Origin of the sequence: Gracilimonas sp. (genome assembly GCF_017641085.1) — a bacterium.
Taxonomy (GTDB): domain Bacteria; phylum Bacteroidota; class Rhodothermia; order Balneolales; family Balneolaceae; genus Gracilimonas.
Genome location: NZ_JAEPPI010000002.1, coordinates 878804 through 902731, shown reverse-complemented (window position 1 = coordinate 902731; position 23928 = coordinate 878804). Strand labels below are relative to the sequence as shown.

At 43.6% G+C, this 23928-nt stretch carries 28 protein-coding genes, 1 tRNA gene and 1 other RNA gene; 16 read left to right on the top strand and 14 right to left on the bottom strand.

Going from position 1 to position 23928, the window contains the following annotated elements:
* Positions 1–45: 45 nt before the first annotated feature.
* Positions 46–345, bottom strand: a complete 300-nt coding sequence (locus tag JJ941_RS10965) for a hypothetical protein (RefSeq protein ID WP_290965027.1) — start codon at positions 343–345, stop codon at positions 46–48.
* A gap of 110 nt (positions 346–455) precedes the next feature.
* On the opposite strand from JJ941_RS10965, the gene JJ941_RS10960 reads away from it, so the two are divergent.
* Complete coding sequence (locus JJ941_RS10960; RefSeq protein ID WP_290965024.1) at positions 456–1232, top strand: SDR family oxidoreductase; 777 nt, start codon at positions 456–458, stop codon at positions 1230–1232.
* Between the two features lie 309 nt (positions 1233–1541).
* On the opposite strand, the gene JJ941_RS10955 is transcribed toward JJ941_RS10960, so the two are convergent.
* The 5 genes from JJ941_RS10955 to eno form a co-directional block, all read right to left on the bottom strand.
* Entirely contained in the window at positions 1542–2552 is a 1011-nt protein-coding gene (locus JJ941_RS10955) for a YbbR-like domain-containing protein (protein WP_290965021.1), read from the bottom strand.
* A 34-nt stretch (positions 2553–2586) separates the two neighbouring features.
* Positions 2587–2880 (bottom strand): DUF721 domain-containing protein, encoded by a 294-nt coding sequence (locus tag JJ941_RS10950; protein ID WP_255133433.1) that lies wholly within the window; start codon positions 2878–2880, stop codon positions 2587–2589.
* Complete coding sequence (locus JJ941_RS10945; protein WP_290965018.1) at positions 2881–4014, bottom strand: DNA replication/repair protein RecF; 1134 nt, start codon at positions 4012–4014, stop codon at positions 2881–2883.
* A gap of 131 nt (positions 4015–4145) precedes the next feature.
* Positions 4146–5147 (bottom strand): DUF3592 domain-containing protein, encoded by a 1002-nt coding sequence (locus tag JJ941_RS10940; RefSeq protein ID WP_290965015.1) that lies wholly within the window; start codon positions 5145–5147, stop codon positions 4146–4148.
* Between the two features lie 78 nt (positions 5148–5225).
* A complete protein-coding gene (eno, locus tag JJ941_RS10935) occupies positions 5226–6512 on the bottom strand; it encodes a phosphopyruvate hydratase (protein WP_290965012.1) in 1287 nt (428 codons plus the stop codon).
* Positions 6513–6591: 79 nt separating this feature from the next.
* On the opposite strand from eno, the gene JJ941_RS10930 reads away from it, so the two are divergent.
* Positions 6592–7341 (top strand): HAD hydrolase-like protein, encoded by a 750-nt coding sequence (locus JJ941_RS10930; RefSeq protein ID WP_290965009.1) that lies wholly within the window; start codon positions 6592–6594, stop codon positions 7339–7341.
* A gap of 1 nt (position 7342) precedes the next feature.
* Here JJ941_RS10930 and JJ941_RS10925 read toward each other — a convergent pair whose 3' ends face one another.
* Positions 7343–8203, bottom strand: coding sequence for a hypothetical protein (locus tag JJ941_RS10925; protein WP_290965007.1), 861 nt, complete (start codon positions 8201–8203; stop codon positions 7343–7345).
* Between the two features lie 160 nt (positions 8204–8363).
* Between JJ941_RS10925 and JJ941_RS10920 the strand changes: the two genes are divergently transcribed.
* The 9 genes from JJ941_RS10920 (at position 8364) to JJ941_RS10880 (ending at position 14037) form a co-directional block, all read left to right on the top strand.
* The gene (locus JJ941_RS10920; protein WP_255133443.1) at positions 8364–8750 is read left to right on the top strand and encodes a hypothetical protein; all 387 of its coding nucleotides are present in this window, start codon (positions 8364–8366) and stop codon (positions 8748–8750) included.
* A gap of 3 nt (positions 8751–8753) precedes the next feature.
* Entirely contained in the window at positions 8754–9614 is an 861-nt protein-coding gene (gene prmC / locus JJ941_RS10915; protein WP_290965004.1) for a peptide chain release factor N(5)-glutamine methyltransferase, read from the top strand.
* A 380-nt stretch (positions 9615–9994) separates the two neighbouring features.
* The gene (dnaA, locus tag JJ941_RS10910; protein WP_290965002.1) at positions 9995–11440 is read left to right on the top strand and encodes a chromosomal replication initiator protein DnaA; all 1446 of its coding nucleotides are present in this window, start codon (positions 9995–9997) and stop codon (positions 11438–11440) included.
* 3 nt (positions 11441–11443) lie between these two features.
* Complete coding sequence (folB, locus tag JJ941_RS10905) at positions 11444–11803, top strand: dihydroneopterin aldolase (RefSeq protein ID WP_290965000.1); 360 nt, start codon at positions 11444–11446, stop codon at positions 11801–11803.
* Complete coding sequence (gene folK / locus JJ941_RS10900) at positions 11791–12279, top strand: 2-amino-4-hydroxy-6-hydroxymethyldihydropteridine diphosphokinase (protein ID WP_290964998.1); 489 nt, start codon at positions 11791–11793, stop codon at positions 12277–12279. The genes folB and folK overlap by 13 nt, the downstream gene beginning before the upstream one ends.
* A 3-nt stretch (positions 12280–12282) precedes the next feature.
* Positions 12283–12924: a deoxynucleoside kinase gene (locus JJ941_RS10895; protein ID WP_255133452.1), complete on the top strand. Its 642-nt coding sequence runs from the start codon at positions 12283–12285 to the stop codon at positions 12922–12924.
* Between the two features lie 5 nt (positions 12925–12929).
* Positions 12930–13118 (top strand): hypothetical protein, encoded by a 189-nt coding sequence (locus JJ941_RS10890; RefSeq protein WP_290964995.1) that lies wholly within the window; start codon positions 12930–12932, stop codon positions 13116–13118.
* Between the two features lie 9 nt (positions 13119–13127).
* Entirely contained in the window at positions 13128–13676 is a 549-nt protein-coding gene (locus JJ941_RS10885; RefSeq protein ID WP_290964993.1) for a tetratricopeptide repeat protein, read from the top strand.
* 277 nt (positions 13677–13953) lie between these two features.
* A tRNA-Leu gene (locus JJ941_RS10880) sits at positions 13954–14037 on the top strand.
* A gap of 43 nt (positions 14038–14080) precedes the next feature.
* Here JJ941_RS10880 and JJ941_RS10875 read toward each other — a convergent pair.
* Entirely contained in the window at positions 14081–14908 is an 828-nt protein-coding gene (locus JJ941_RS10875) for a creatininase family protein (RefSeq protein WP_290964991.1), read from the bottom strand.
* Between the two features lie 181 nt (positions 14909–15089).
* On the opposite strand from JJ941_RS10875, the gene msrA reads away from it, so the two are divergent.
* Positions 15090–15728 (top strand): peptide-methionine (S)-S-oxide reductase MsrA, encoded by a 639-nt coding sequence (gene msrA / locus JJ941_RS10870; protein WP_366069244.1) that lies wholly within the window; start codon positions 15090–15092, stop codon positions 15726–15728.
* Positions 15729–15829: 101 nt separating this feature from the next.
* Here msrA and JJ941_RS10865 read toward each other — a convergent pair whose 3' ends face one another.
* Entirely contained in the window at positions 15830–16663 is an 834-nt protein-coding gene (locus tag JJ941_RS10865; protein WP_290964986.1) for a hypothetical protein, read from the bottom strand.
* A 219-nt stretch (positions 16664–16882) separates the two neighbouring features.
* On the opposite strand from JJ941_RS10865, the gene JJ941_RS10860 reads away from it, so the two are divergent.
* Together JJ941_RS10860 and JJ941_RS10855 are read left to right on the top strand one after the other, a co-directional pair.
* Positions 16883–17983 carry an amidohydrolase family protein gene (locus tag JJ941_RS10860; RefSeq protein ID WP_290964985.1) on the top strand — a complete coding sequence of 367 codons (1101 nt, stop codon included), beginning with the start codon at positions 16883–16885 and terminating at the stop codon, positions 17981–17983.
* Positions 17984–18005: 22 nt separating this feature from the next.
* Positions 18006–18587, top strand: coding sequence for a DUF2911 domain-containing protein (locus tag JJ941_RS10855; protein WP_290964984.1), 582 nt, complete (start codon positions 18006–18008; stop codon positions 18585–18587).
* Between the two features lie 85 nt (positions 18588–18672).
* Here JJ941_RS10855 and ffs read toward each other — a convergent pair.
* An RNA gene (gene ffs, locus JJ941_RS10850) (signal recognition particle sRNA small type) lies at positions 18673–18773 on the bottom strand.
* Between the two features lie 156 nt (positions 18774–18929).
* Here ffs and JJ941_RS10845 point away from each other — a divergent pair.
* Both JJ941_RS10845 and JJ941_RS10840 read left to right on the top strand, forming a co-directional pair.
* Entirely contained in the window at positions 18930–19622 is a 693-nt protein-coding gene (locus JJ941_RS10845; protein ID WP_290964982.1) for a hypothetical protein, read from the top strand.
* Between the two features lie 70 nt (positions 19623–19692).
* Positions 19693–20268, top strand: a complete 576-nt coding sequence (locus JJ941_RS10840) for a DUF2179 domain-containing protein (protein ID WP_290964980.1) — start codon at positions 19693–19695, stop codon at positions 20266–20268.
* Positions 20269–20280: 12 nt separating this feature from the next.
* Here the strand turns inward: JJ941_RS10840 and JJ941_RS10835 are convergent, their stop codons facing one another.
* The 4 genes from JJ941_RS10835 to JJ941_RS10820 all read right to left on the bottom strand — a co-directional run bounded on the left by JJ941_RS10835 (position 20281) and on the right by JJ941_RS10820 (position 23860).
* Positions 20281–20700 (bottom strand): secondary thiamine-phosphate synthase enzyme YjbQ, encoded by a 420-nt coding sequence (locus tag JJ941_RS10835; protein ID WP_290964978.1) that lies wholly within the window; start codon positions 20698–20700, stop codon positions 20281–20283.
* A 70-nt stretch (positions 20701–20770) separates the two neighbouring features.
* On the bottom strand, positions 20771–22021 hold the full coding sequence (locus tag JJ941_RS10830; protein ID WP_290964976.1) for a 4-hydroxy-3-methylbut-2-enyl diphosphate reductase: 1251 nt from the start codon (positions 22019–22021) through the stop codon (positions 20771–20773).
* Positions 22022–22027: 6 nt separating this feature from the next.
* Positions 22028–22477, bottom strand: coding sequence for a four helix bundle protein (locus tag JJ941_RS10825; protein ID WP_290964973.1), 450 nt, complete (start codon positions 22475–22477; stop codon positions 22028–22030).
* Between the two features lie 45 nt (positions 22478–22522).
* A complete protein-coding gene (locus JJ941_RS10820; RefSeq protein WP_290964970.1) occupies positions 22523–23860 on the bottom strand; it encodes an aminopeptidase P family protein in 1338 nt (445 codons plus the stop codon).
* Positions 23861–23928: the final 68 nt, after the last annotated feature.

Sequence of the window (23928 nt, the reverse complement as noted above, 5' to 3'; positions counted from 1 at the left end):
TCAGGGAATTGTAGTACAAAATGGATGTATAATTTGCGGGTATGGTCAGACCATGTCGGGTGGCGGGATGAGAACCGGTGGGGTATATAGTTTAATCAATGATATAAACTCACCGGTAAGGTGCCTGTCATTGTAAATGTATGTTGCAGCAATATACTCATGCTCAATTTCATCTTCAGCCCCGGGTTCTTCAACAACATCCGGCATAGGGATAGCCGCTGCCGTTGAGGAAACAGCCGCAGGGTTTGACGGAATCAACCAGTCAAATTCGTGCATCATCGAAAATGCAAAGAACAGCACAGTCGATAGCACCACCTGTAATATGTAAGGCTTTATGAGCTTCATGGGATTTAATTTGCTGTAAGAACTCAGGGTCTGAATCCAGAGTTCCCAAAAAGTTCGGAGATTTTAGTAGGTTATTCAATCCTAAAAAACACAAATTATCTTAAACACGAATGGATCTGAAAATCAACAACCACCTTTTTCTCATCTGCGGAGCGTCCAGCGGTTTTGGACGAGCCGTAGCCGAACGGTTAGTGCAGGAAGAGGCTAAAGTTATTGCCGTAGCCCGGAGGGAAGAGAAACTCAAGGAACTAAAAGATGACTACCCGGAACAGGTTCAGGTTTTTGCCGGCGACCTGACCGACAATCAAACCCTGACCGAGCTGGAGGCTTTGATGAAAGGCCGGAACCTGAGTGGCGTTCTTATAAACGCCGGAGGGCCGCCCGCACTTTCAGCTCTTGAAACTTCCATGGATCAATGGGATGATGCGTACCTCAACGTGCTGCGATGGAAAGTAGATCTCACCAAACGGTTGGTTCCCATCTTCCAGAAACAGAATTACGGGCGTATTCTTTTTGTGGAAAGTCAGTCCATCAAGCAACCCATCCCCTCTTTGGTATTAAGCAATTCGTTGAGGGCTGCCGTGGCCGGTTTTGCAAAAACGCTTTCTCTGGAAATAGCAAAGCAGGGTATTACCGTAAACCTGATCGCGCCTGGATCTCATGAAACGCCAGCCATTCAGAGAGTAATCCAGAAAAGAGCGGAAGAGTCCGGCAAAGCATTGGACGAGGTAATAGCGGACATGGAGGCAAGCATTCCGGTGGGCAGAATGGGAACCGGTGAGGAATTTGCATCGCTTGCAGCATGGCTGCTGTCTCCACATTCCGGATATGTTACCGGCCAAACCATCAGCCACGATGGGGGTAACATTAAAGGGTTGTTTGGGTAAGCTACTCAGACTAACCCACGCAGTTTTTTTAAGGTCAGGCTGAGCGATTAAGTATTTTTCCCTAAAACAGTTTTGCTCATTACGCTTTTAACCTCTTCTGTCTTCTCCTTAACAAGGAGAGGGAGTCTTGATTCTCGGGAGTGCGAAACACAGTCACAGTAATCCTATAATCAAGCTAATCAAGGTTCCTTAGTTTTTGAGTCTTGATTAACAGGATTGAAAGATTGCCTTGATAAAATCTAAGTAGAATACAACTTTGGTCATTGGAGCTTGGAACTTGGGATTTGGGATTTAATCCCTGCAAACCCTCTAATTCAACACCGTAAAATAAGCCACTGCTTTCGGTTGAAAGCTTCGGAGGCGCAGCTCAAATTGTTCGGCTGTCTGTTCAATATCAGGGGTTACGAAACCGGTAGAGTCTTCAAGGATTTTCGCATACGGAACGTACACTTCGTACGGCCTTATTTTTTCTACCTCCGCATACTGCTCGATGGGCACATCAAACCTGATGGTAACAGATGACGGATTATAGTTTACATTCTGTCCACGTGGCAACCCTCTGGTGCGTATATACACAGTGGTTTCCCCTTCGGTAAACTCTGATACATCCGCATTATAGGTAATCTCATTCTCTGAAAGTTCTACCACACCGATTGCATCTTCAAGGGGCAGCGTAACTGAAATATCTTCCCGAATGCCTTCCAACCTCAGCGTATCCTGAACTTCCCATTCCGTAATATCTTCGATGCGTGATTGTGCCCCGGTAACGGTGATACTATCCGGACTGTACGTGGGCTCTCCGACTAATCCAAAACGGGGTTGAAAGTTAAGGTCCGTGTTTATTTTTACCGGGACTCTCTTGGATATCTTTGGTTCCATATTCACCGACAACAACAGGGGCTGAACCTTGGCCACATCTATTTCCTGCAGGTAACTCAAGCGCTGGCGAACCTGATCAAACAGGTTTATCTCACTTTCTTCGATGTTTATGACCACCGTAGGGGGATCGTTATATAAGTTCAGCAGCTGCCAGCCATCACCTGAAACGCTCACCTGCACAAACTCGGGCAGGTCTTCCGTCAGGGCCATGTTTTCAGGCACATTTCCCGGTTCAACCGGAATGTTGATGGTGATGTTAAAGCTCCCGCTCAAATTCACAATAAACCACAGCGAAATTGCCATGATGTAGGCTCCCACAAACACGACCACCTTTTCCCGCCTGATGAAACGCATTTCTGTTTCCTCGGTACCGGGCTTGGTGCCGGGCTTCAAAAAAGCCTTGAGCCGTCTAATAAATTCATTGTCTGTAATGTCAGCCATAGCCGAATATAGATGCAGGATTAAGGTTAATCAACTAACTGCGCACAATGATGTCGCCTATGACATCGCCTTTTACTTTAGCATTCAATTTTTTGGCGATGCTGAACCGGTTTCCGTGAATTTCATGCCGCCACGATGGATGCTTGACTCGCATCACCAATTTATTCCCTTCAAAGTGAAGATCTTCCACCTCCGAGGCCATTCGCTTGCCAACTATATCCTCAAAAGCCGATAAAATCATTCCCTGTTTAAGCTTCTTTTTCTGCGGAAATTTTTCCAGAAACTCTTCAAGAACGGACCCTAATGATTTTGGCGTATCAAATCTCATCTATCTAATCACCTCGTTTATTTCACCGGCTTCTACTTTATACAACCGGTTGTTTGTTCCATCAAAGGTAACATAATCTTCGAAAGGAACCGGATTGGCGGAAGTTATGAATATTTGACCTTTATGTTGTTGAAGGGCATCGAGTAAAATTTCTGTTTTACGGGGATCGAGGTCGCCGAATACATCGTCCAGCATCAGGATGGGCAAGTCGTCCAGTTCATCAGAATAATAGTGAAGCTGGGCCAGCTTCAGCGAAAGTGCAAAAAGCCGGTGCTGCCCCTGCGACCCGTACCGGCGAAGCTCAAAATCATCCAGGTAAAAAACAATTTCATCGCGATGCGGGCCAATGGTGGTGATCTCCCGTTCAATTTCTTTGGGTTGAGCCGATTCCAACTGCTCATAATATTCTTTCTCGATGGCTTCCACATCTTCTGACGGCGAACAAAATGTCTGATATTCAAGGTTCGTAGTAAGGTCCATACCGGATATCATCGCATAGTCTTTCTCCAGGTAAGCCTTCAGATTTTCAAGCACTTCATAGCGTTTGGCAACAATACGGGCTCCTGCTTCCACCAGCTGAACATTCCATGGCTCCAGGTAAGCCTCCAGTACCGAAACCGGACCGCGGTATTCCTGCAGCAACGAATTGCGTTGTTTCCGAACCCGCCGGTATTCAATCAGGTCACGAAGATAGGCAGGCGAAATTTGACTAATGAAGGCATCAATAAAGCTACGCCGTTCTGTAGGCCCTTCCAGCGTCAACTTTTTGTCATCGGGAGTCAGAGTAACAACCGGGACCATACCAATTAAATCTGACAGGCGCTCGAGCGGGGAGTCATTCACGAAAATCTTTTTCCCATCTCCGCGGGAATAGGAGCAGGAAACATCAAATTCCGATCGTATTTGTCCTTCAAAGTGGCCTTTAATCATAAAGTAACTTTCGTCCTGATTAACCACATATATATCGGTATTGGAAACAAAACTTCGCGACATACACAGGTAATGAATGGCGTCAATCAGGCTGGTTTTGCCTGATCCATTTGGGCCGGTGATAACATTGAGATGAGGCGCCCAATCCACCTTGGTTTCCAGGTGATTCCGAAAATTAAGCAGTTCAGTGTGAGTGTTTCGCATACGTTACATGGTACGCATTCTGATGGTTTTACGCAGATTCATTTCACACAAAAAAGAGCCGCCTTTGGCAAGAAAGAACGGCTCTGAAAAAGCTACTATGTATTCAGTAAGAGCGATCTCAAAGCCATTCCTTACAAATTAATTTGTTTTCTCTGCTTTCGGAAAGCTGAAACCGATGCAGCAACCCCTGCAGAGGCAAATAAAATCCCAAACAGTCCTACAAAAATGGAAATGGCCCAATTGAAAATACCTTTATCAATAATGGCATTGTTTGGGTTGTCCGGAGCATGAAGCACTTCTACCACTTCACCCCTGCTGTACGACGGTGGATTGCTGCCGGTATCGTGCCGGAAAGTGATGGCATCAAATGAACCGTTCGGGGAATACTCCACAATGGGATAATACGTATAGCCGTCATCACTTCGGCTTTCATGAAAATCAATTACGGTGCCCGACGCAGGTATTGCTTCCTGTAAAAAATGATAGCGTTCTACTCCTAAATAAACTCCCAATGCCAGCACTCCCAAACCAACAAAGGTAAATACCGGTCCTACGATTTTGGTAGCCTTAGCTTGTTTAGTTTGTACTTCCTGAATTTTTGCAGGTTCTCGGATGATATTCTTTGCAGCATCCTGGGTGTCTTTATTTGCATTCTTTACTACTTCCTTCAGTTCATCCAGCGAGTCGATTCCCTTAGACTTTAGCATTCTTCGGAAAGAAAAGGCAATCAGCATAAAGGTTCCTAGAGAGTACAGGATATTCCATACCGAGAAGTTGAAAATGGAAAAGAAGACAACACAAAAAATACCTCCAAAAACCATCAGGAAAAGCCCAGCATAATAGGGCATATTGGACTTTAAACGGGGAGTTTTACCTGCCACGTAAATAACATCTACTTCCTGCCCTATTTGATATGAAGGATTGCTGCTCCCGTATCTTCCGGTAAATTCCCCAAAATAACTTTGCACTACCGGGTTATAAATGGTGCTGCCTTTGGATCCGGAGGAGGTTTTAAAACCGATTATTTTTCCCCTGGTTTCTGCGGAAATCCGCACATAGCTGATGTGGTCATAAATCAAGTACACCCCAAGCCCGAATACAAAACTTCCGATGATGAAGAATAAAATTTCCATGACCCACATTTAACAAAACTGCATAAAAAAAGCCATCACTAATGTGACGGCTTTCTTTGTGTTAAGTACCTGGGTTTTTTAGAGTCCAAAGGCGTCATGACCCAGGAAAATGGCTGAATCGCCCAGCTGTTCTTCAATACGAATCAGCTGATTGTATTTTGCAATTCGGTCGGTACGGCTCATGGAACCGGTTTTAATCTGGCCGGCATTGGTGGCCACGGCAAGATCCGCGATGGTCACGTCTTCCGTTTCACCAGAACGGTGAGAAATAACGGCGGTGTAGCCATTCTTGTGAGCCATTTCTATGGCATCCAGGGTTTCGGTAATTGTACCAATCTGGTTTACTTTGATAAGAATGGAATTTGCAATGCCCCGTTCAATTCCGGTTGCCAAACGCTCAGTATTGGTCACAAACAAGTCATCACCAACAAGCTGTACTTTATCGCCTACCGCTTCCGTAAGCTTTTTCCAGGCATCCCAGTCGTTTTCAGCTAGTCCGTCTTCAATAGAGATAATCGGGTATTTTTCTACCCACTCACTCCAGAACTCAACCATGGCATCGGTATCTTTTTTGGAACCGTCACTCCATTTGAATTCATACAAACCGGACTCGGTGTTATAAAACTCAGAAGCAGCCGGGTCGAGAGCAATCAGTACATCTTCTTCCGGAGTATAACCGGCTTTCTCAATGGCAGTCAGAATTACCTCAACCGCTTCTTCATTGGATTTCAGGTTTGGAGCAAAACCACCTTCATCCCCTACAGCGGTGCTGTATCCTTTATCAGACAGCACTTTTTTCAAGTTATGAAATACTTCAGCTCCAATTTGAAGGGCGTTACTGAACGACTGAGCTCCTGCCGGCATAATCATAAACTCCTGCAGGTCCACGCTGTTATCGGCGTGGGAGCCTCCGTTAATGATATTCATCATCGGCAGCGGCATTACTTTGGCATTCACTCCGCCAACATATCTCCAAAGCGGCATTCCCAATTCTTCAGCTGCAGCTTTAGCAGTTGCCATAGATACACCAAGGATGGCGTTTGCACCAAGCTTGGCTTTATTCGGGGTTCCGTCCAGCTCCAGCAGCAAGTCGTCTAAATCAATCTGCCCAAAAACAGAAAGACCACGAAATTCTTCAGCTATGATCGTATTTACGTTATCAACCGCTTTTAAAACACTTTTACCCAAATAGTAATCCTTGTCTCCATCGCGTAATTCAACAGCTTCATGTTCACCTGTTGATGCGCCTGAGGGAACGGCAGCCCGACCAACGGTACCCGTATCCAAAGTTACATCTACCTCTACGGTTGGGTTACCCCGCGAATCGATCACTTGTCTTGCATGAACGTCTTCAATAAAACTCATTATAATTTCTCCGATTAATAGTTAGTGAGATTAGTCAATAAAGGTACTACGATTTAACATGTACTTAAAGCCATTTCACATGAACTTTCGTAACTTTGTTGAAGATTATATTAACTCAAAACCATTTTTAGCTTTGTCTTCACATCCCTGGATTATCCTTTTTGATATCGACGGCACCCTTCTCTCAGTAAACAGCAGCTATAACCGAACCCACCTTCGCAGAATTCTGGATGAACTCGGAATTGACTATCCGGATATGGAAAACGATTCATTTTCGGGTAGAACAGATCACGATATCTTCACTTCGTTCTTAGTCAATCATGATTATGATGAAGAATTATATCAGCAGTATAAATCACTCTATCTCGATTATTTGGAGAATCTACTGCTCAAAAAAAAGGAAATGGTAACCCGGCTTCCACATATCGATGAAGCGCTGGAGTATTTTTTTGAAGGGGATTTCATCTGTGGACTTTTAACCGGTAACTACCCACAAGCGGCCCAAATCAAATTGCAGGCAGCAGATATTAACCGGGATTTTTCTTTTGGTGCCTTCGGTGAGTTGGAAAAAGACAGAAATAAACTGCCTCATATTGCAATGGATCAGTTTCATAAACTTTACGATACCAAACCTGATCCATCTCGTTTTATAATCTTGGGTGACACTCCCCGGGATGTTGAATGCGCCAACAAAGCCGGCATGAAGTGTGTAGCAGTAACGACCGGAAAATACAGCAGAGATGAATTAGCTGAACATGAACCGGATTTGGTTATTGACAGCCTATCAAATCCGGACCAATGGTTTGGTAAAGTAGTGGCGGGTGTTTAGGCTACCACATCCACCCGAAGATAAAGGAGATCTGGGCGGTCCCGAAATATTTTCGGGGATCGTTGGCTTTTTCAAGCGGAGCCTGACCTACGCTCCCATCTCCCAAAAGAACCGGAACCGCATTTATATCTGAAAATCCACATGGGTTAACAGGCTGCTGATTGATCCTGCTTAAGTCGGGCTGGCAAGGCTCCAGCACCTGTATTCCATCCGAGAAGTAATTCATCGTATAACCAAACTGTACACTCGACAGGTTGGCAAACTTCTCTCCGAAATCAACCCCTATTACAAATTCCCCGCCAAAACCCCAGTGGGTTTCTGAATCACCCCAACCGGAAAATACATCGTTCACTCTTTCTGACCGGCCATAAATTCCGGTATCATTTTCACGAAAACCATTTTCGGTTACATCATTAAAATAGGCATAGGAAACAGCGAAAGTAGGTCCTGCACTCAGCGAGCTATACACTCTGAAATTGTCGGAAATTTCATCTGCGAAAAACCTTTTCTTCAAACCTATATATAAAGGAACGGCCATCACCCGCTGATACTTCTCCGGAACGGTTTTAAATCCAAAAGTATAGTCAATGAATGTTTGCTCGGTAGGATCTTTGAGGCCTGTCATTTTCAATGTAATCAAGGCTTCGGTATAGGAATTCAACCCAAAACGAAACTGCCCGCCGGCTCCTACCCCGAAATCATTTAGCGAAAAATTAAAGCCAAATCCTGTTCGGTATCCTTCATCATATAAGTTCCTCGGAACTTCCTTTTCCTGCACTTCCGGCTCACCAAATTGCGCAAAAGCATGATTTCCAACCCATAAAAGAGAAAAGAGAAGCGTAAAAAAGATCAATTTTTTCATCAAAAAAGTGGGTTTATGAATGTTTTGAGTGCATTGTCAGTTTTGTAAACGAAAATTTGTCCTTTTTCTTATTGCCTTAAAGCAATAACCTGTTATTTTCAGCACAAATTTCGATATACACACAACATTCCTTTAAAATAATTAATTCAAGCTACAAAGCATGAATTCACACACAACTTATTTTGTATTTGGGCCAACTGCAACGCTTCGCAGAATGTCTTCTAAATTATTCAAAGAACATCCGCCCAAATTTTTGTACGAATACTCACCCGAAGAATCTTCAGAAACGATTTATGTAGCTGTTTATGAAGAGTATGAAAAACAAATCAATTCCAGTGTTACCCTTACCTGCATTGTGGAAAGTTTGGGCAAGCACAACAAAATTGTTCTGAAGAAAACCGGCGGACGTATGGGCTTCCGCGGAAGCTCACTCTCTGAGGAGCGAAATGTAGAGTCTAATGTAATTGACTTTATTTTGGATTTCTCCAAGCGCCATGGTTTAACCCTTCAGGAAGAACAGCCGCCAAAGCAAGCCGAGGAAGAATAGTCCATGCCTAAGGCACCATCCGAATGGACGGTTCTTAGCATGCTGGAGTGGGCTACTGAGTTTTTCGAAGAAAGAAATGTCAAGTCCCCTCGAATGAGCATAGAGTGGCTCCTTGCCGAAGTGCTTTCCGTAAAACGGTTGGATCTTTACTTGATTTACGATCGTCCGCTTACTGCTGAAGAACTGGATGTGCTACGTCCATTGGTTAAACGACGAGCCTCGCACGAGCCTCTTCAATACATCACCGGCCATACCGACTTTTATAATGTTCGCATATTCGTGGAACCCGGGGTGCTAATCCCCAGGCAGGAAACTGAAGAGTTGGTGGCCTGGATTCTGGAACTTTACCCAAAAGGTGAAACATTCTCGGTACTGGATGTTGGGACCGGCTCCGGCTGTATTCCTGTAGCATTGAAAAAAGCCCGGCCGGAATGGGATCTTTTTGCCACTGACATTTCTGACAAAGCATTATCGGTTGCCAAAAATAATGCCGCGCAAAACGAAGTCGATATCAGCTTTGCGCAAGATGATATTTTTAATCCACAAGCTTTTTCGGATCGCACGTTTGATCTCATTATTTCGAACCCGCCTTATATCCTGCACAGCGAAAAATCTACTCTCGACAAAGAGGTAAAAGATTATGAACCTGAAGAGGCCTTATTTTGTGAATCTACAGTTCAAATGTACGGGGCATTAGAGCAGCTGAGTTCGGGGGTATTATCTGCCGATGGAACCGTTTTTTTAGAGCTTCACGAGGATAACAGTGGTGAAGTACTGGATCTGTTTGAGCAGGCAAATTGGTCTGCTGAATTGAAAAATGACTACGGGCAAAAAACCCGTTTTTTAAAAGCAAAAAAAGCTTGATTTAAAGTTCAATTTTATACTCGTTTTTGAGCGGCTTCACATCAACATGTAAATGTGGAAAACTTGTGGAAAAATAATTCAAAATAACTTTTCTGCTTTGTGATTAAGGTTAATTCAGTGTTACGGCATTGTTAACCGCTGTCAAGAAGAACTTTAGAATTTTTTATAGAATCAGCTAAGTGACTGCTGCGCATGCAATTACTTGGTATTTTACAATGTGGATAACTTTTCGGAAATAGGTGCTCTGCCGTTTGACAAGTGCCCGATAAATTGCCATTTTCTCAGCAGAACAAAATCAGCACATACACTTCTTCCTGTGGATAACTGGTTTTGGTTTGATCTGACAATATTAAGTACACCTGTAAGGGGGATTAGGGAAATTGCACGAGCTTTCGGTTGAATCGGCATGGGATAAATGCCTGGATATTATTAAGGACAACATCAGCTATCAGAAGTATAAATCCTGGTTTGAGCCGATTAAGCCGGTGTCTCTGAAAGACAACACGCTCACCGTTCAGGTGCCCAGTCAGTTTTGGTACGAATGGCTGGAAGAGCACTACTATAATATGCTCCGCTCTACCCTCGCAAAAGTACTCGGCCCGGAAGGTAAATTAGAGTACTCTATTGTCATGGAAAAGTCGGACCAGTTTGAGCACAACCGCTCGGTCCGTATGCCACAACGACCGATGGGTCCGGTGCAACCTCAGGAATCAAATGGCTATCCGGAATACCATCCCGATCGCATCGAAAATCCTTTTGTGATTCCGGGCATCCGAAAAACCAAAATCGATTCCAATCTTAATAACAATTACGTTTTTGAGCGCTTTATTGAAGGCGACTGTAACCGGCTTGCACGCTCAGCTGCCATGGCCATTGCTGACAACCCCGGCAGTAATTCTTTTAACCCGTTTTTTGTATATGGGCCTACTGGTTTAGGAAAAACGCATTTGGTGCAAAGCATTGGTAATAAGATTAAGGAGAAGTTCGGAGACGAGAAGTCTGTCCTTTACATATCATCGGAGGCTTTTACGAACGAGTTTGTACACGCCATCCGGAATAACCGCGCCAGCGAGTTTTCCATGTTCTACCGAAATATTGACGTATTAATGGTGGACGACATTCAGTTTTTCAGCGGAAAGGAAAAAACACAAGAGGAGTTCTTCCACATTTTTAACGCGCTTCACCAAGATGGAAAACAGATCATTTTAAGCAGTGACCGCGCTCCTAAAGATGTACCTGATATTGAAGAACGCCTGATTTCCCGCTTTAGCTGGGGATTGAGTGCCGACCTGAAGATGCCGGAATACGAAACCCGTTATGCTATTCTTGAGCGTAAGGCAAACGATAACGGCATAGAGATTGACCCGCAGATTATTGAGTTCATCGCTCATAACTTCAAATCAAACGTTCGGGATTTGGAAGGAGCCATTATCAAACTCCTCGCCCACGCTTCTCTGCAGAATATTGATGACATCGATCTTGCCATGGCCAAGCGCGTGCTTAAAGACATGGTAAAAGAGTCGAACACACAGATTTCTATTGAATCAATTCAGAACTATGTGTGTGATTATTTCGGAATAGACACCAACAAAGTGCGTGAGAAAACCCGGAAGCAAGAAATCGTGGAAGCCCGACAGATTGCGATGTATTTATCCAAGAAGTTTACGAAGTCCAGCTTAAAGACTATCGGGCTTCACTTTGGGGGTCGTGATCACTCTACGGTTATCCATGCCATCTCTACGGTGGAAGAACGGATTTCGACCAGTGCCAAACACAAACGCATGGTAGAAGAACTTCATCAGCGTATTGAAGTAGCCAGCCTGTAATTTATGGATACCCTCACCATCAAAGGGATGAAGTTCAAGGCATTTCACGGAGTGCATGAACACGAAAAAGAAGAGGGCAATGATTTTGAAGTCGATGTAATTTTTGAAGCTGATCTTTCAACGGCCGGCAAAACTGACCGGCTTTCTGATGCCATTGATTATACCAAAGTCCATCAAATTTGTGCTGATGTTATGAGTGGGAAATCGGTTGACCTGATCGAGCACTTATGTTTTCAAATTGGAACAGCTATAGCTGAACAATCCCCTGCACATTCCCGGTTTGAGGTTAGCGTTCGCAAACTTTCACCTCCTCTTTCCTCCACAACCGAATTCACCGAGGCGAGGATGTCATGGCCCAGGTAGTTATTGCGCTGGGTTCAAATCTTCACCATCCTCATCGCCAGCTTCAAAAGGCCGCCTCTTTTCTGGAATCACTTTCTGAGAATGGTATTCTGACTTCCGTGATTTATAAGTCGGAACCCGTTGGTCCTTCCGAGAATGATTTTTTAAACGGAGTGATTGTCATCCAAACCAAATTGCCTCCTGAACAATTATTCAGCGAACTAAAAGCTCAGGAGAAGAAACAGGGACGACCTTCCCGCTACCCGAAGTGGACGGCAAGAACCATCGATTTGGATATAATTGCCTATGATAACTTGGTCGTTGAAACAGATACCCTTATCATTCCCCATCAGGAATATACCCGGCGTTTGTTTGTTCTATTGCCTTTAAAAGACATTTTTCCAGACTGGAAAGATCCCGTTTCCGCTCAGCACGTGGATACCTTGATAGAACAGGCCCCGGATCTCGAAATTGTTAGAACAACCTTGAACTGGTAGCTGATGTCCAATTCTTATGATTTTATTGCCATTGAAGGCGTAATTGGAGCCGGAAAAACTTCGCTCGCGACCTTATTGGCTGAGCGAAGAAACGCCCGATTGGTACTGGAGGAATTTGAAGACAACCCCTTCCTCCCAAAATTTTATGAAGACCGCGAGCGTTATGCCTTCCAGACACAGCTGGCTTTTTTGGCAAGTCGTTTTAAGCAGCAGCAGAATATGATGAGCCAGGATCTGTTCCACCAGTTCACCATCTCTGATTACATTTTTGATAAGGACCGTATTTTTGCCCGGCTTAACCTCGACCAGGACGAACTGGCCCTGTACGACAACATCTTTAATATAATGACGGGTATTGCAGCTCAGCCCGACCTCATTATCTTCATTCAGTCTTCGGTTGACCGGCTCCTGGAGAACATTGAGAGTCGCGGGCGTGATTATGAGCGGAACATCACCCCTGAATACCTTAAAGAGCTAAATGATGCGTACAACCATTTTTTCCATCATTATAACCGGGCTCCTTTAATTGTTCTGAATGCTTCGGAGATAGATTTTGTCAATAATAAAGAGCATCTGGATTACATCGAAGAACAGATTTTTGAAAAGCCGGTTCATACCAATACACACATTCATATTGCACCCTGAGCACCATGCTTAAGTTTATATTTTTTAGCATTGTATTTTTCCTTTTGGTGAGATATATCAATCGATTGTTCTTACCTTCCAACAAGCGCCAGCAAAACTTCAACCCGTTTAGTGGCGGGGCAAGAAACCGGCGAAATCGCTTTGATGAAATTGAAGAAGCCGAATACGAAGATCTTTCAAATAAAGACAATTAAACAAACTCCATGAATTTCGAAGAGAAACTGAATAAAGGATTTGAATTATTAAGGGAAAAAGACATCGATTACGCCCTTGATGTGGCAAGAGAATTACAAAAAGAACAACCGGATTCTCACGAGGCCTGGTATCTTGAAGCTCTGGTTATGCAACAGCTGAACCAGTGGAGCCACAGCATCGAAGCCATTGAAAAGGCACTGGAGCTAGACGATGATAACGCCGCCTATTACAACCTTCGTGGAAATGTTCGCATGCAGCTTGAAAAACTGGATGGAGCTGAAGAAGATTTTGACAAAGCTATTGAACTGAGCGATACCTCAGCGGCTCACCGCAACAAAGTGATGTTGATGCTGATGACCGACCGTGGACAGGAAGCCATTCCTTACCTGATCGAGCGCATCAAAAAAGACCCCAAAGATGCCGAGAACTGGATTCTTATGGGTGATATGATCAATAAAGGCGGCCAAACCGACAAAGCGCGCACTTATTATGAGCAAGCGCTGAAGATTGATCCCGAGAATGAGTATGCCAAGCGCCAGCTTGAAGAAGAGGGCTGAAATTTGAATAATGAACATTCAACATTGAATGTTGAAGTTCATTGTCTTGATCCTGACGGGCTGCGCAGGGACAAATAGCAGAGTATAGAACTTTAGGCAAAAGTGAATCGTCATATGATTGCATAATAACTATTCGCCTAAGCCTGAAGTGTAGTTCTGAACGGATGTACACTCAGCAAAAAACCCATTCATTAAATTGGATGGGTTTTTTTGTGGGAATGCATTGAATTTTGAAAGCTAAAAGTGCTATCTTTGTCGCCCTTCATTTACTACCAATGCTCACGTGGCGGAACTGGTAGACGCGTGCGCTTGAGGGGCGTATGGCCTAACGGCCGTGGAGGTTCGATTCCTCTCGTGAGCACATTTTCAAAAGCCTGTTTCTTTAATAAAGAGACAGGCTTTTTTTATTCATACAATCCCGCCAGTTCCCATTTGGCGATGATCTCCCGGATCAAATTTCCAATTCGCTGATTAACACGCTTGAAATACTCATCGGCCTGATCTTGATCGAAAGTTGGGAACCCTTGCCCCTCTTCATACAAACCAATAGAGGATGGAAATGGGTACCCTGACCATGTACTTCCACTCGGATATGGAGTTGTCATTTCTTCTCCGGAATATCGATCGGGGTGAATATGATCCGGCACAATTGCCTGAACGTAACCGGTTTCATTGTTTCCGGCATGTCCTCCATTTTCACCGAACACCGCAAAGGTATCTTCCGAAGCCACGCTCCACCAGTTAATAACCAGAATACGGACTCGTAGTTTTTGGGATAGTTCACCTGCTACACTTTGAAGAATGGCTGTTTGAGGTCCGCCATGTCCGTTCAGTATAATGATGTTCTTGAATTTATTATTTGCCATCCCATGAATAATATCACCTAAAAACCCCTTGTACGATTCTTCACTTATAGCAAATGTTCCGGGATATCCGGCCATGCTTCCTGTCACACCATAATTGAGAGTCGGTGCAATCATAGCATTAACATCTCCTGCTATTGCCTTTGCCATTGCTTCTGGTGCCAGGTTATCCGAACCATTGGGAATTACTCCATGGGGTTCCAGCGTCCCAACCGGCAACAATACCGTTTCAATTTTATCAGGAACAAATTCAGCAAACTCCATCCAGTTAATCAGGTTCATCTCCCGTGTGGTGGGTTCGTCCTGGGCATGTAAAAATGACGATGATAACACGATGAGGCCGGTCAGTACGAGTATATACTTTTTCATTCCTTTGGGATTTAATGGGAATTCCAATCTGATTTCTGAATGAACGCGTATTTTATGATGAATGCAACGAATTTGATCTGAAACCGGGAAACGAAGTATTGCAGGATAGTTGTTTTGACCACGTAATAGAATCAAGATTAATGTTGTCTAACTCAAGAACCTCAAATAAGTATAGGTTGTTATGGTGAAATCATTTTTTATAACAGGACTGCTATTCAGTCTGTCAACATTATCATTATCAGCTCAGGATATGGATATGAATAAAGAGAAAAATTTAGAGAAAGCTACTTTTGGCGCAGGATGTTTTTGGTGTGTGGAAGCTATTTATGAATTGGTAGAAGGTATCGAGCATGTGGAGTCGGGTTATTCCGGTGGACATGTGGAGAATCCCTCCTATAAAGAAGTGACAACCGGGACGACCGGACATGCCGAAGTGGCCCGAATCCATTTCGACCCGGATGTGATTTCTTACGAGGAATTACTGGAAGTGCTTTGGCACACCCATAACCCAACCACCCTTAACCGGCAGGGAAATGACGTGGGACCACAATACCGTTCGGTGATATTCTATCACAATGAAAAGCAGAAAGAGATTGCCGAGAAATCATTAAAGAAAACCGATGAATCTGACCTTTGGGAAGATCCGATCGTAACCAAAATTCAACCGCTTGAAAACTATTATGTGGCCGAAAACTACCACCAGAATTATTTCGAGAATAACCCCAATGCCGGGTACTGCTCGTTTGTAATTGCTCCGAAGGTGAAGAAATTCAAAAAAGAATTCAGCTATTTGTTAAAGGATGGAGAGAAAGTGAATTAACTTTCTACTCAGTTAATTTTAAGTCCCGCGCTTTAGTAAGGTGCGGGACTTTTTTTATGTCGTAAATGTCATGATCTTTCGGTATTTGGGATAAACTTACTTTAACAGGGAGGTTGACGATCTGTTATACTGATCTCTCTTCTAGCAATTCCAGCAACAAAGCCAGTACCATTTTCAACATTTGAAACTACATCTGGCAGATCAACTTCTAAATCATTGAAATTCATATAATCTGGCCAATCTTCCCCGGCCGTTATTAAAACAAGTTTTCTTTGATTGACCTGAAAACTAAATGGTCCAACATCTAATTTTTCCGCTATTGCCTCTCTATTTATAGATGTAAAACTAAAACTTCCATCTGAACCCTCTGTAATAGCTTCAAGATGAGAAAAACTGACTTCTCTCTCGGGAGTGCACCCAACTTCAACAAATGCTTGTACAATATACCTGGTTTCTAAAAGTATCAAAGAATCTCGCACTACTCCTGAAACTGAAATTTCTTCAAAGTCCTGATCGTATTCAATCTCCGGTACCATAAGCTCAGATGCCGTTCTTACAACCACTGAACTTTGTTTTCCTACCGAATCAGTGGCGGTGATTCTATACTCTTCATCTGCAATGACGGAATCCGGCAACCAATAATTCCAGACGTAAGTGTCGCCACTGAATTTAAAAAGGGAATCATTTAAAACTACCGATTCCCCTGGGGCTTCCCTGGTCAAGCGGACTTGGTTTGAATTGATTGTAGAGTCTTGAGGGAGAAAGGTTTCACCTATTGGCATTACTCGAATCCACTGAGTATCAGCATGTACATCAAGATAGCCATTCATAGAAAAAACATATTTTTCCGTTTTCTCAAAAGGTTCAAATTCATTTTCACAGCTCCCAAAAAAGGCGCTTAAGATAATGAAAGTTAAGAGAGTGCTATTTTTCATTCTATTTATGTCAATCCAAAATTTCAGCCTTTAACATAAAGGTTTACTTAATAATACACTGTATGCTCCGAAGTTCAACTATTGCTTCAAACTAAAAGTAATTTCCTGCCCTAAATACCTGTAACTTTGTACATCACCTTGAATAGTAATAAGAAGCTTTTTTTATAGCTTTTCTACATGTATTATAGGGCGCTGAATTATTTTTTAATGAACTGACTCATGAAGTATTTAATATTTTTGCTCCCCGCCTTGTTTCTCACTACACCGATAACAGCACAGGAAGCTGACACCACCATGACCTTTGAGGAATACGATCCTGAGTCCACCCTTGTGGTTCCGGGCGGGGAAATCACCAAGGCAAAATATCCTTTTGTTGATATCCACAGCCATTTATGGAGAATGGCAACCATGGATCTGAAGGAAACCGCCCGTGAGATGGACAGCCTGAATATGAAGGTGCTGGTAAACTTGAGCGGACGTTCCGGCGAAACTCTAAAAGCCATGGTTGATGCTGCCGAGAAACAGGCCCCCGGTCGATTCATTGTTTTTGCCAATATCGATTTTGATGGCATCGATGAACCCGGCTGGACGGATCGAGCCGTAGCCCAGTTAGAACAAGATTATCGAAATGGAGCCCGTGGGGTTAAGGTTTTTAAGAATTTGGGCCTTACCGTGCTGGATTCAAAAGGAAACCGCGTTCATACCGATGACCCAAGAATAGATCCTGTTTGGGCTAAAGCCGGAGAGCTGGGAATGCCTGTACTCATTCACACCGGAGAGCCCGCTGTATTCTGGGAACCTATTGACAAACACAATGAACGCTGGCTGGAAATGAAGCAGTTCCCAAGCCGGCACCGTGGCGATTCAACCCGTTACCCAAGCTGGGAAGTGGTGATGAAGGAGCAATGGAATGTGTTTCGCAAGCATCCTGAAACTACGTTTATAAACGCTCATTTTGGATGGATGGCCAATGACCTGGAACGACTTGGCAAGCACCTCGATGAATTCCCGAATGTATATACCGAAACGGCAGCCATTATTGCAGAACTCGGCAGGCAGCCTCGTTTTGCCAAAGAGTTTTTCATTAAGTACCAGGATCGCCTGTTATTTGGCAAAGACACCTATCGCCCACACGAGTATCACACCTACTTCAGAGTACTGGAAAGTGATGACGAATATTTTGACTATTTCCGTCGGCGCCATGCTTTTTGGCAAATGTATGGATTGGATTTGCCGGATGAAGTGTTACAAAAAGTGTATTACAAAAACGCTCTGAAGATCATCCCTGATATTGATGACTCTTTATTTGAAACCAACTAATCAAAACTAAAACCAAGGAATCATGAAGAAACTAATACAATGTTCTTTTCTATTAGTACTTGCTACTTTTTTTGTAGCTGGATCTGCCCTAGCTCAAGAGCGGGGTAACTCTGAAACCCGCACAAGCCCCAATGCAACGGTAAGTCAAACCGTTGGAACTACACAAATTACGGTAACATATGGACGACCGGGTATTAAGGACAGAAGTTATTTTACCGATGGTGCCGTTTTAGCTCCAGCCGGATCTGTATGGAGAACCGGGGCGAACGAAGCTACCACCATTACCTTTTCTGACGATGTGATGTTTGGTGGAAAAGAAGTGGGTGCCGGAACCTACACCCTGTTTACGATTCCCGGTGACGACTGGACAATAATCTTAAACAATGACTTAACCCGCGATGATGGAACACCAGCCTGGGGAGCCTATGGTTATGATGAATCACAGGATGAAGTACGTGTTGAGGCCGCTGTAGTTGACACAGATGCCCCTATGGAAGAATGGTTTATGATTTATTTTAATACCCTTTCTGACACGAAGGTACACCTGAATCTGCATTGGGGTAATACTTCAGTCGCCGTTCCGATTACCACCGGTGACATGTAATTTGCTAAACGCATTAAAACAAAAAAGCCCTGCACATAAGCTATGTGCAGGGCTTTTTTATGAAAGCGAATTTCATAAATAAAAAAATGGGCAAGCGACCTATATCACGCCGCTACGACCAGATTACCGCTGCTGCGTTCCCGCCCTGACGGAGTTCAAAGGGAGCTGGCTGTATAGGACTTGCCCAAGGCTTTCAAGATAAGGCTTATTCGGCTCCAGTATCAAGATGAATTTGAAGAAAATTATGTACACTCAATAATGAGCAACCAAAGAAATCTGTTGTGAATGATGTCAGCTTTCGGTAAATGAGAAGACAATATTCACATTTAACGGAGGTGCATTATGTTAGAGGAAATCCAAAGTGTATTAGTAGAGTCGTATAATACTTTTTTCAATGAATTAGCTTCTTTTTTACCCAGCCTGATTGGCGCAATTCTAATCCTGATCGTTGGCTGGATTATTGCCAAATTAGTACAAACAGCTGCAGTAAAACTTCTGAAGTTAATTCGATTAGATGTTGTAACAGAAAAAGCGAAGATCGATAAGTTTCTGAAGGACGGTGGCAGTAAGAAATCGGCCATAGATATTCTCGGCAGTATTATCTACTGGCTTATCATGTTGATCGTAATTTTGGCGGGATTAAATACGCTGGGACTTAGCGTAGCTTCCGAGTTGTTTAACCAAATTATACTCTACATTCCTAATGTTATAGTAGCTGTTCTTGCGCTAATATTCGGAGTGTTCCTGGCAGGTTTTATCGCACAGGTTGTGAGTACTTATTTGAGCAATATTGGGGTAAAACAAGCAAACATGGTTGGAGCTATTGCAAAATATGCCATTATCTTATTTGTTGTTTCTCTTTCTCTTACACAATTAAGTATCGGGGAGCAGTTGGTGACCAATGCCTTCCTGCTCTTGTTTGGAGCTGCTTGCCTGGCGTTAGGCCTTGCCTTTGGGTTAGGCGGTAAAGAATGGGCAGCCGGAGTGATAGAAAAATTAGCCAGTCAGGCTGAAAATAGTCCACCTCATGAATAAGTAAATTCGTATTTTGGATGAGCCTCCCACTTAACCTTGGGAGGCTTTTTTATTATGTTTGAAATCCATTATGACTGAATTATCCTTTTTCGTACTTCCCGTACTCATTTTTTGTGCCCGCATCGCTGATGTATCTCTTGGAACCTTACGTATAACCATGGTTTCGCGGGGTTATAAATGGCAATCAGCCCTTCTCGGTTTTTTTGAAGTGCTGATCTGGGTGATTGTAGTTGCACAGCTTCTCAAAAATCTCAACCACTGGGTAAATTATGTAGCCTACGCTGCCGGATTCTCAGCCGGTACGTTCATCGGATTGTACATTGAAGACAAAATGAAAGTGGGTACCGTCTTAATCCGAATAATCACGCTGGATAAGTCGGATGAGTTAATAGAAGCCTTAAAAGAGGCTGGAGTTGCGATTACCAGTGTGGATGCAAAGGGCGGGTTTAATGACGTAAAAGTTATTTTTACCGTATTAAAGAGGAAAAAGCTCAACAAGGTATATGATATTGTGAAGGAGATTGATCCTGAAGCTTTCTTTTCAACCGAAGATGTAAAGTACTCCAACAAGCATCACGATCATCTGGTTAATCCGAACGACCGGAGCCCCATCGACCGCCTGTTAAGAGTAAGGAAAGGTTTATAGAAGCAGGTGAAATTATTCCCCGCTGAGTGTAACCACCAGCTTCCTGGACCCACCGTGATTGCGGTGCTCGCATAAATAGACCCCCTGCCAGGTTCCGAGATTAAAACGGCCATTTGTGATTGGAATAGAAACAGATGAACCAAGCAAAGAGCTTTTGATATGCGAAGTCATGTCATCGGTGCCTTCCAGTGTGTGCTCGTACAGGGAAGTGTCTTCCGGAACAGCACGATCGAAATGGGATTCAAAATCTCTGCGGACGGATGGATCGGCGTTTTCATTAATAGTAAGTGCGGCACTGGTGTGTTGAATGAAGATGTGCGCCAACCCGGTTTGGATATCTTTTATTTCCGGAATTTCTCTGAGAATTTCATCCGTGACGATGTGGTAGCCTCTTGGCTTAGGCGAAAGTTTAATTTCTTTCTGTATCCACATTTTTCGTTAATTCGTTATTGGTATAATCGTTATTCGTATTTCGCTCCTACCTTAATAACGATAAACCATTCTAAGCTTCTTCTGCTTCCATTTTATCCTCGAATGGAGCTATAACTTCATCTACTTCCCGGGTTCCTTCAAAATAAACGAGCACCTGGAGCAGCACTTCATCTACCAGGATGTCCGGGCAGGAAGCACCGGATGTCAACGCAATTTTCAAAGGTTCTTTACCGGAAGGCAACCATTGGCTGGTCTCCTTCATTTCTTTATCCCACTGGTTGAAGTGTTTGATGGTATCCGGTGAAAGCTCGCCTTTATCCCGAACATGATACGTAGGAAACTGATGTTCTAAAATCTCAACCAGGTGCATGGTGTTGGATGAATTATAGCCACCAACCACAATTGCCAAATCGGCATCAGTTTCAGCAAGGGCTAAGGTTGCCGATTGGTTTTCATTGGTTGCATAACAAAGTGTATCGGATGTGTCTGCAAAATGATCGAGGATATCAGCTTCGCCGTATCGTTTGATGGCGGCTTCCCTTAGAATCTCCATTACCCTTTGGGTTTCAGTAGCCAGCATCGTGGTTTGATTAATCACCCCAAAACGGATCATGTCTTCCAGTGGATTGAATCCGGGGGTTGATTTATGACCAAAGTACTTCTCAAAGTCAGATAAGGGTCGGTCTTCTGTTAAAATGTCTGCCAGGATTTGTGCCTCCTCTGTATTCAAAACCACAACTACTTCAGAGTGATCTGCACTGTGAGAGAAGGTAGCCCGTGTTTCTTCATGCTGATGCTTTCCGTGCACCACAAGGCTATAGTCTTTCTTACCAAGCTGTTTTCCCCGCTTCCATACTTTTTCCACAAACGGACAGGTTGTATTGTATTGATACGGGTCGATTCCCAGCTCTTTCAATTGCTCCTGAATCTCGATGGTAGTCCCAAAGGCGGGCACAATTACAATATCGTCTGCACTAAGTGAAGAAATCGGAATGCGTTCAGAGCCATCTGTATCAAATAAAAACTTCACTCCCTTCTTCAGCAAGTCCTCATTCACCGTTGGGTTGTGAATCATCTCACTGAGCAGGTAAATATTCTTATCCGGGTTTTCGGCCACCGTTCGGTAAGCAATATCAATGGCATTCTCCACGCCGTAGCAGAATCCAAAAAAACGGGGGATATAAAACTGAACCGGACCAAAATCGAGTAAGGTCGGTTCAAGGTCTTTTTTCATCGGATCCATAATTTTTGTCGCCTCTTTCACCTTCCGGATGATCGGCGACTGGTACATTTCCGGTATGTCAAATTTTTTACGTGCCAATATTCGTTAATCGTTTATTTCGTTATTCGTTGGTTCGTTAATCGAGTAGTCGATTTCCGGTTCTTTGACTTTATTCGCTTTCGATTTGTTTAAATAACCAATATATCCGTTAATGAGTTTGATTGTCCTGACGGTTTCTTTTTTAATCTGAGCAACTTCTGATTTGTCGAAATAATTCTCATCAAATCCAACAGACAAATGGTCAATCAATTCATATAAAGAACCACGTGCTTGCCTGCAATATTGAATATTCTCCTGAAAATGAAACCGACCATAGCCTTCCGCTATATTTGCTGTAACCGAGCGCGAAGCTCTAAGCATTTGGTCTTTTAACTTGTAGGTTTCGCTTTTGGGAAGTTTTTCACAAAGTGAAGAAATTCGTTTTCGTAAATCCCTGGAAACCTGCCATACCAGCAAATCTTCAAAAGAGGCTATATCTTTTTTCTTATTTACCAATTACACCACCTTTAACGATTAACGAATCAACGAATAACGCCCGCCTTAACTGCCGATAATCTTCTCCACTTCTTTTCTATCCTTCGGTACATCCGTCAGGTTTTCATATCCGTCGTCAGTTACCACAATGTTATCCTCAATTCTGATGCCACCAAACTCAAACATCTTGGTCAGTTTTTCCGTATTCAGGAATTGGGATTGGTTGTCATCTTCCATAGCCGGTATCAACAGTGCAGGCACGAAATAACAACCTGGTTCAATGGTAATTACCATTCCCGGCTGCAGGTCTCTGCGGGCACGAAGGTATTTAATACCCGGGCGATCAATTCGATCCACTCCTTTTGGATACCCTCCAACATCATGCGTATCCAAACCGAGGAAGTGACCCAGCCCGTGCGGGAAGAAAAGAGCAAAAATATCGTTTTCCATGATATCATCTATTGCGCCTTTCACCAGGCCTGCATCTTTCAACCCCTCCATAATCGTACGGGCAGCATGCATATGCAGGTCTTCCATTTTTACACCCGGCTCAATTTTTTCTATAGATGTATTCAAGGCAGCAAGAACGGCATCATAAACCCCGGCCTGTACATCAGTAAACTTCCCGTTGGCAGGGTACGTCCGTGTAATATCTGACGCATAGCCTTGATACTCGTGTCCGGCATCCAGCAGGAACAAATCACCGTCTTTAATCTGGCTGTTATTTTCTACATAATGGAGAATAGCACTGTTTTTTCCACCGGCAAAAATTCCATTGTAAGCATCTTGCTGCAGGCCGTTTTCATATTGGATTTTTGTGAACAACGCTTTCAGCTCATATTCATACATCCCGGGCTTTATGGCTTTCATTACTTCGGTATGAGCCAGGTTATTCACTGCCGCAGCTTTACGCATGTAGTCCAGCTCTTCGTCTGTTTTCAATACGCGGCAGTAAGTGAGAGCATCATGCAGAGCCTCCACATCAGCTTCAAAGTCCCGATCCAGGTCCTCAATCAGTTCCGCATCGGCCTCGTTCAGGCAGTACACCTTCTCCGGTTTAATTTTATTCAGCACCGTCAGAATTTCATTGGCGTAATGCAGGTGATCCGGCCCGTACTGCTCCTGATAAGTTTCCAGCGATTTCACATATCCGTGCCACACCGCATATTGCGCATCCCGCTTGGGTACAAAAAGGTGATACTCTTCGGTTTTCAGTTCCAGAATAAGGGCACATTCAGGCTCGTTCACACCCGTCAAATACCAGAAATTAGACTCCTGCCGGAAAGGGTATTCGTAATCGGTCTCATTCCGGTACAGGATATCGGATCCCTGAATAAATACCACTCCGTTCTGGCCTTCATCAAATAGTGAAAATAGTTTTTCGCGGTGCTTCTGATGCATCATTGCTGTATAAATTTGATTGATTGTAAGGATGTCAAGAATACCAAAATGCGAGACTAATATCGACTCGC

Bases quoted from the DNA above. Each gene is read 5' to 3' on its own strand.
- JJ941_RS10930 (WP_290965009.1), top strand. From the start codon at position 6,592: ATGAACTTTCGTAACTTTGTTGAAGATTATATTAACTCAAAACCATTT.
- JJ941_RS10860 (WP_290964985.1), top strand. From the start codon at position 16,883: ATGAAGTATTTAATATTTTTGCTCCCCGCCTTGTTTCTCACTACACCG.
- JJ941_RS10965 (WP_290965027.1), bottom strand. From the start codon at position 345: ATGAAGCTCATAAAGCCTTACATATTACAGGTGGTGCTATCGACTGTG.
- JJ941_RS10835 (WP_290964978.1), bottom strand. From the start codon at position 20,700: ATGTGGATACAGAAAGAAATTAAACTTTCGCCTAAGCCAAGAGGCTAC.
- JJ941_RS10840 (WP_290964980.1), top strand. From the start codon at position 19,693: ATGACTGAATTATCCTTTTTCGTACTTCCCGTACTCATTTTTTGTGCC.
- JJ941_RS10945 (WP_290965018.1), bottom strand. From the start codon at position 4,014: ATGCGAAACACTCACACTGAACTGCTTAATTTTCGGAATCACCTGGAA.
- folK (WP_290964998.1), top strand. From the start codon at position 11,791: ATGGCCCAGGTAGTTATTGCGCTGGGTTCAAATCTTCACCATCCTCAT.
- JJ941_RS10865 (WP_290964986.1), bottom strand. From the start codon at position 16,663: ATGAAAAATAGCACTCTCTTAACTTTCATTATCTTAAGCGCCTTTTTT.
- msrA (WP_366069244.1), top strand. From the start codon at position 15,090: ATGGTGAAATCATTTTTTATAACAGGACTGCTATTCAGTCTGTCAACA.
- eno (WP_290965012.1), bottom strand. From the start codon at position 6,512: ATGAGTTTTATTGAAGACGTTCATGCAAGACAAGTGATCGATTCGCGG.
- JJ941_RS10925 (WP_290965007.1), bottom strand. From the start codon at position 8,203: ATGAAAAAATTGATCTTTTTTACGCTTCTCTTTTCTCTTTTATGGGTT.
- JJ941_RS10895 (WP_255133452.1), top strand. From the start codon at position 12,283: ATGTCCAATTCTTATGATTTTATTGCCATTGAAGGCGTAATTGGAGCC.
- JJ941_RS10885 (WP_290964993.1), top strand. From the start codon at position 13,128: ATGAATTTCGAAGAGAAACTGAATAAAGGATTTGAATTATTAAGGGAA.
- folB (WP_290965000.1), top strand. From the start codon at position 11,444: ATGGATACCCTCACCATCAAAGGGATGAAGTTCAAGGCATTTCACGGA.
- prmC (WP_290965004.1), top strand. From the start codon at position 8,754: ATGCCTAAGGCACCATCCGAATGGACGGTTCTTAGCATGCTGGAGTGG.
- JJ941_RS10845 (WP_290964982.1), top strand. From the start codon at position 18,930: ATGTTAGAGGAAATCCAAAGTGTATTAGTAGAGTCGTATAATACTTTT.
- JJ941_RS10940 (WP_290965015.1), bottom strand. From the start codon at position 5,147: ATGGAAATTTTATTCTTCATCATCGGAAGTTTTGTATTCGGGCTTGGG.
- JJ941_RS10950 (WP_255133433.1), bottom strand. From the start codon at position 2,880: ATGAGATTTGATACGCCAAAATCATTAGGGTCCGTTCTTGAAGAGTTT.
- JJ941_RS10955 (WP_290965021.1), bottom strand. From the start codon at position 2,552: ATGGCTGACATTACAGACAATGAATTTATTAGACGGCTCAAGGCTTTT.
- JJ941_RS10890 (WP_290964995.1), top strand. From the start codon at position 12,930: ATGCTTAAGTTTATATTTTTTAGCATTGTATTTTTCCTTTTGGTGAGA.
- JJ941_RS10855 (WP_290964984.1), top strand. From the start codon at position 18,006: ATGAAGAAACTAATACAATGTTCTTTTCTATTAGTACTTGCTACTTTT.
- JJ941_RS10960 (WP_290965024.1), top strand. From the start codon at position 456: ATGGATCTGAAAATCAACAACCACCTTTTTCTCATCTGCGGAGCGTCC.
- JJ941_RS10820 (WP_290964970.1), bottom strand. From the start codon at position 23,860: ATGATGCATCAGAAGCACCGCGAAAAACTATTTTCACTATTTGATGAA.
- JJ941_RS10875 (WP_290964991.1), bottom strand. From the start codon at position 14,908: ATGAAAAAGTATATACTCGTACTGACCGGCCTCATCGTGTTATCATCG.
- JJ941_RS10920 (WP_255133443.1), top strand. From the start codon at position 8,364: ATGAATTCACACACAACTTATTTTGTATTTGGGCCAACTGCAACGCTT.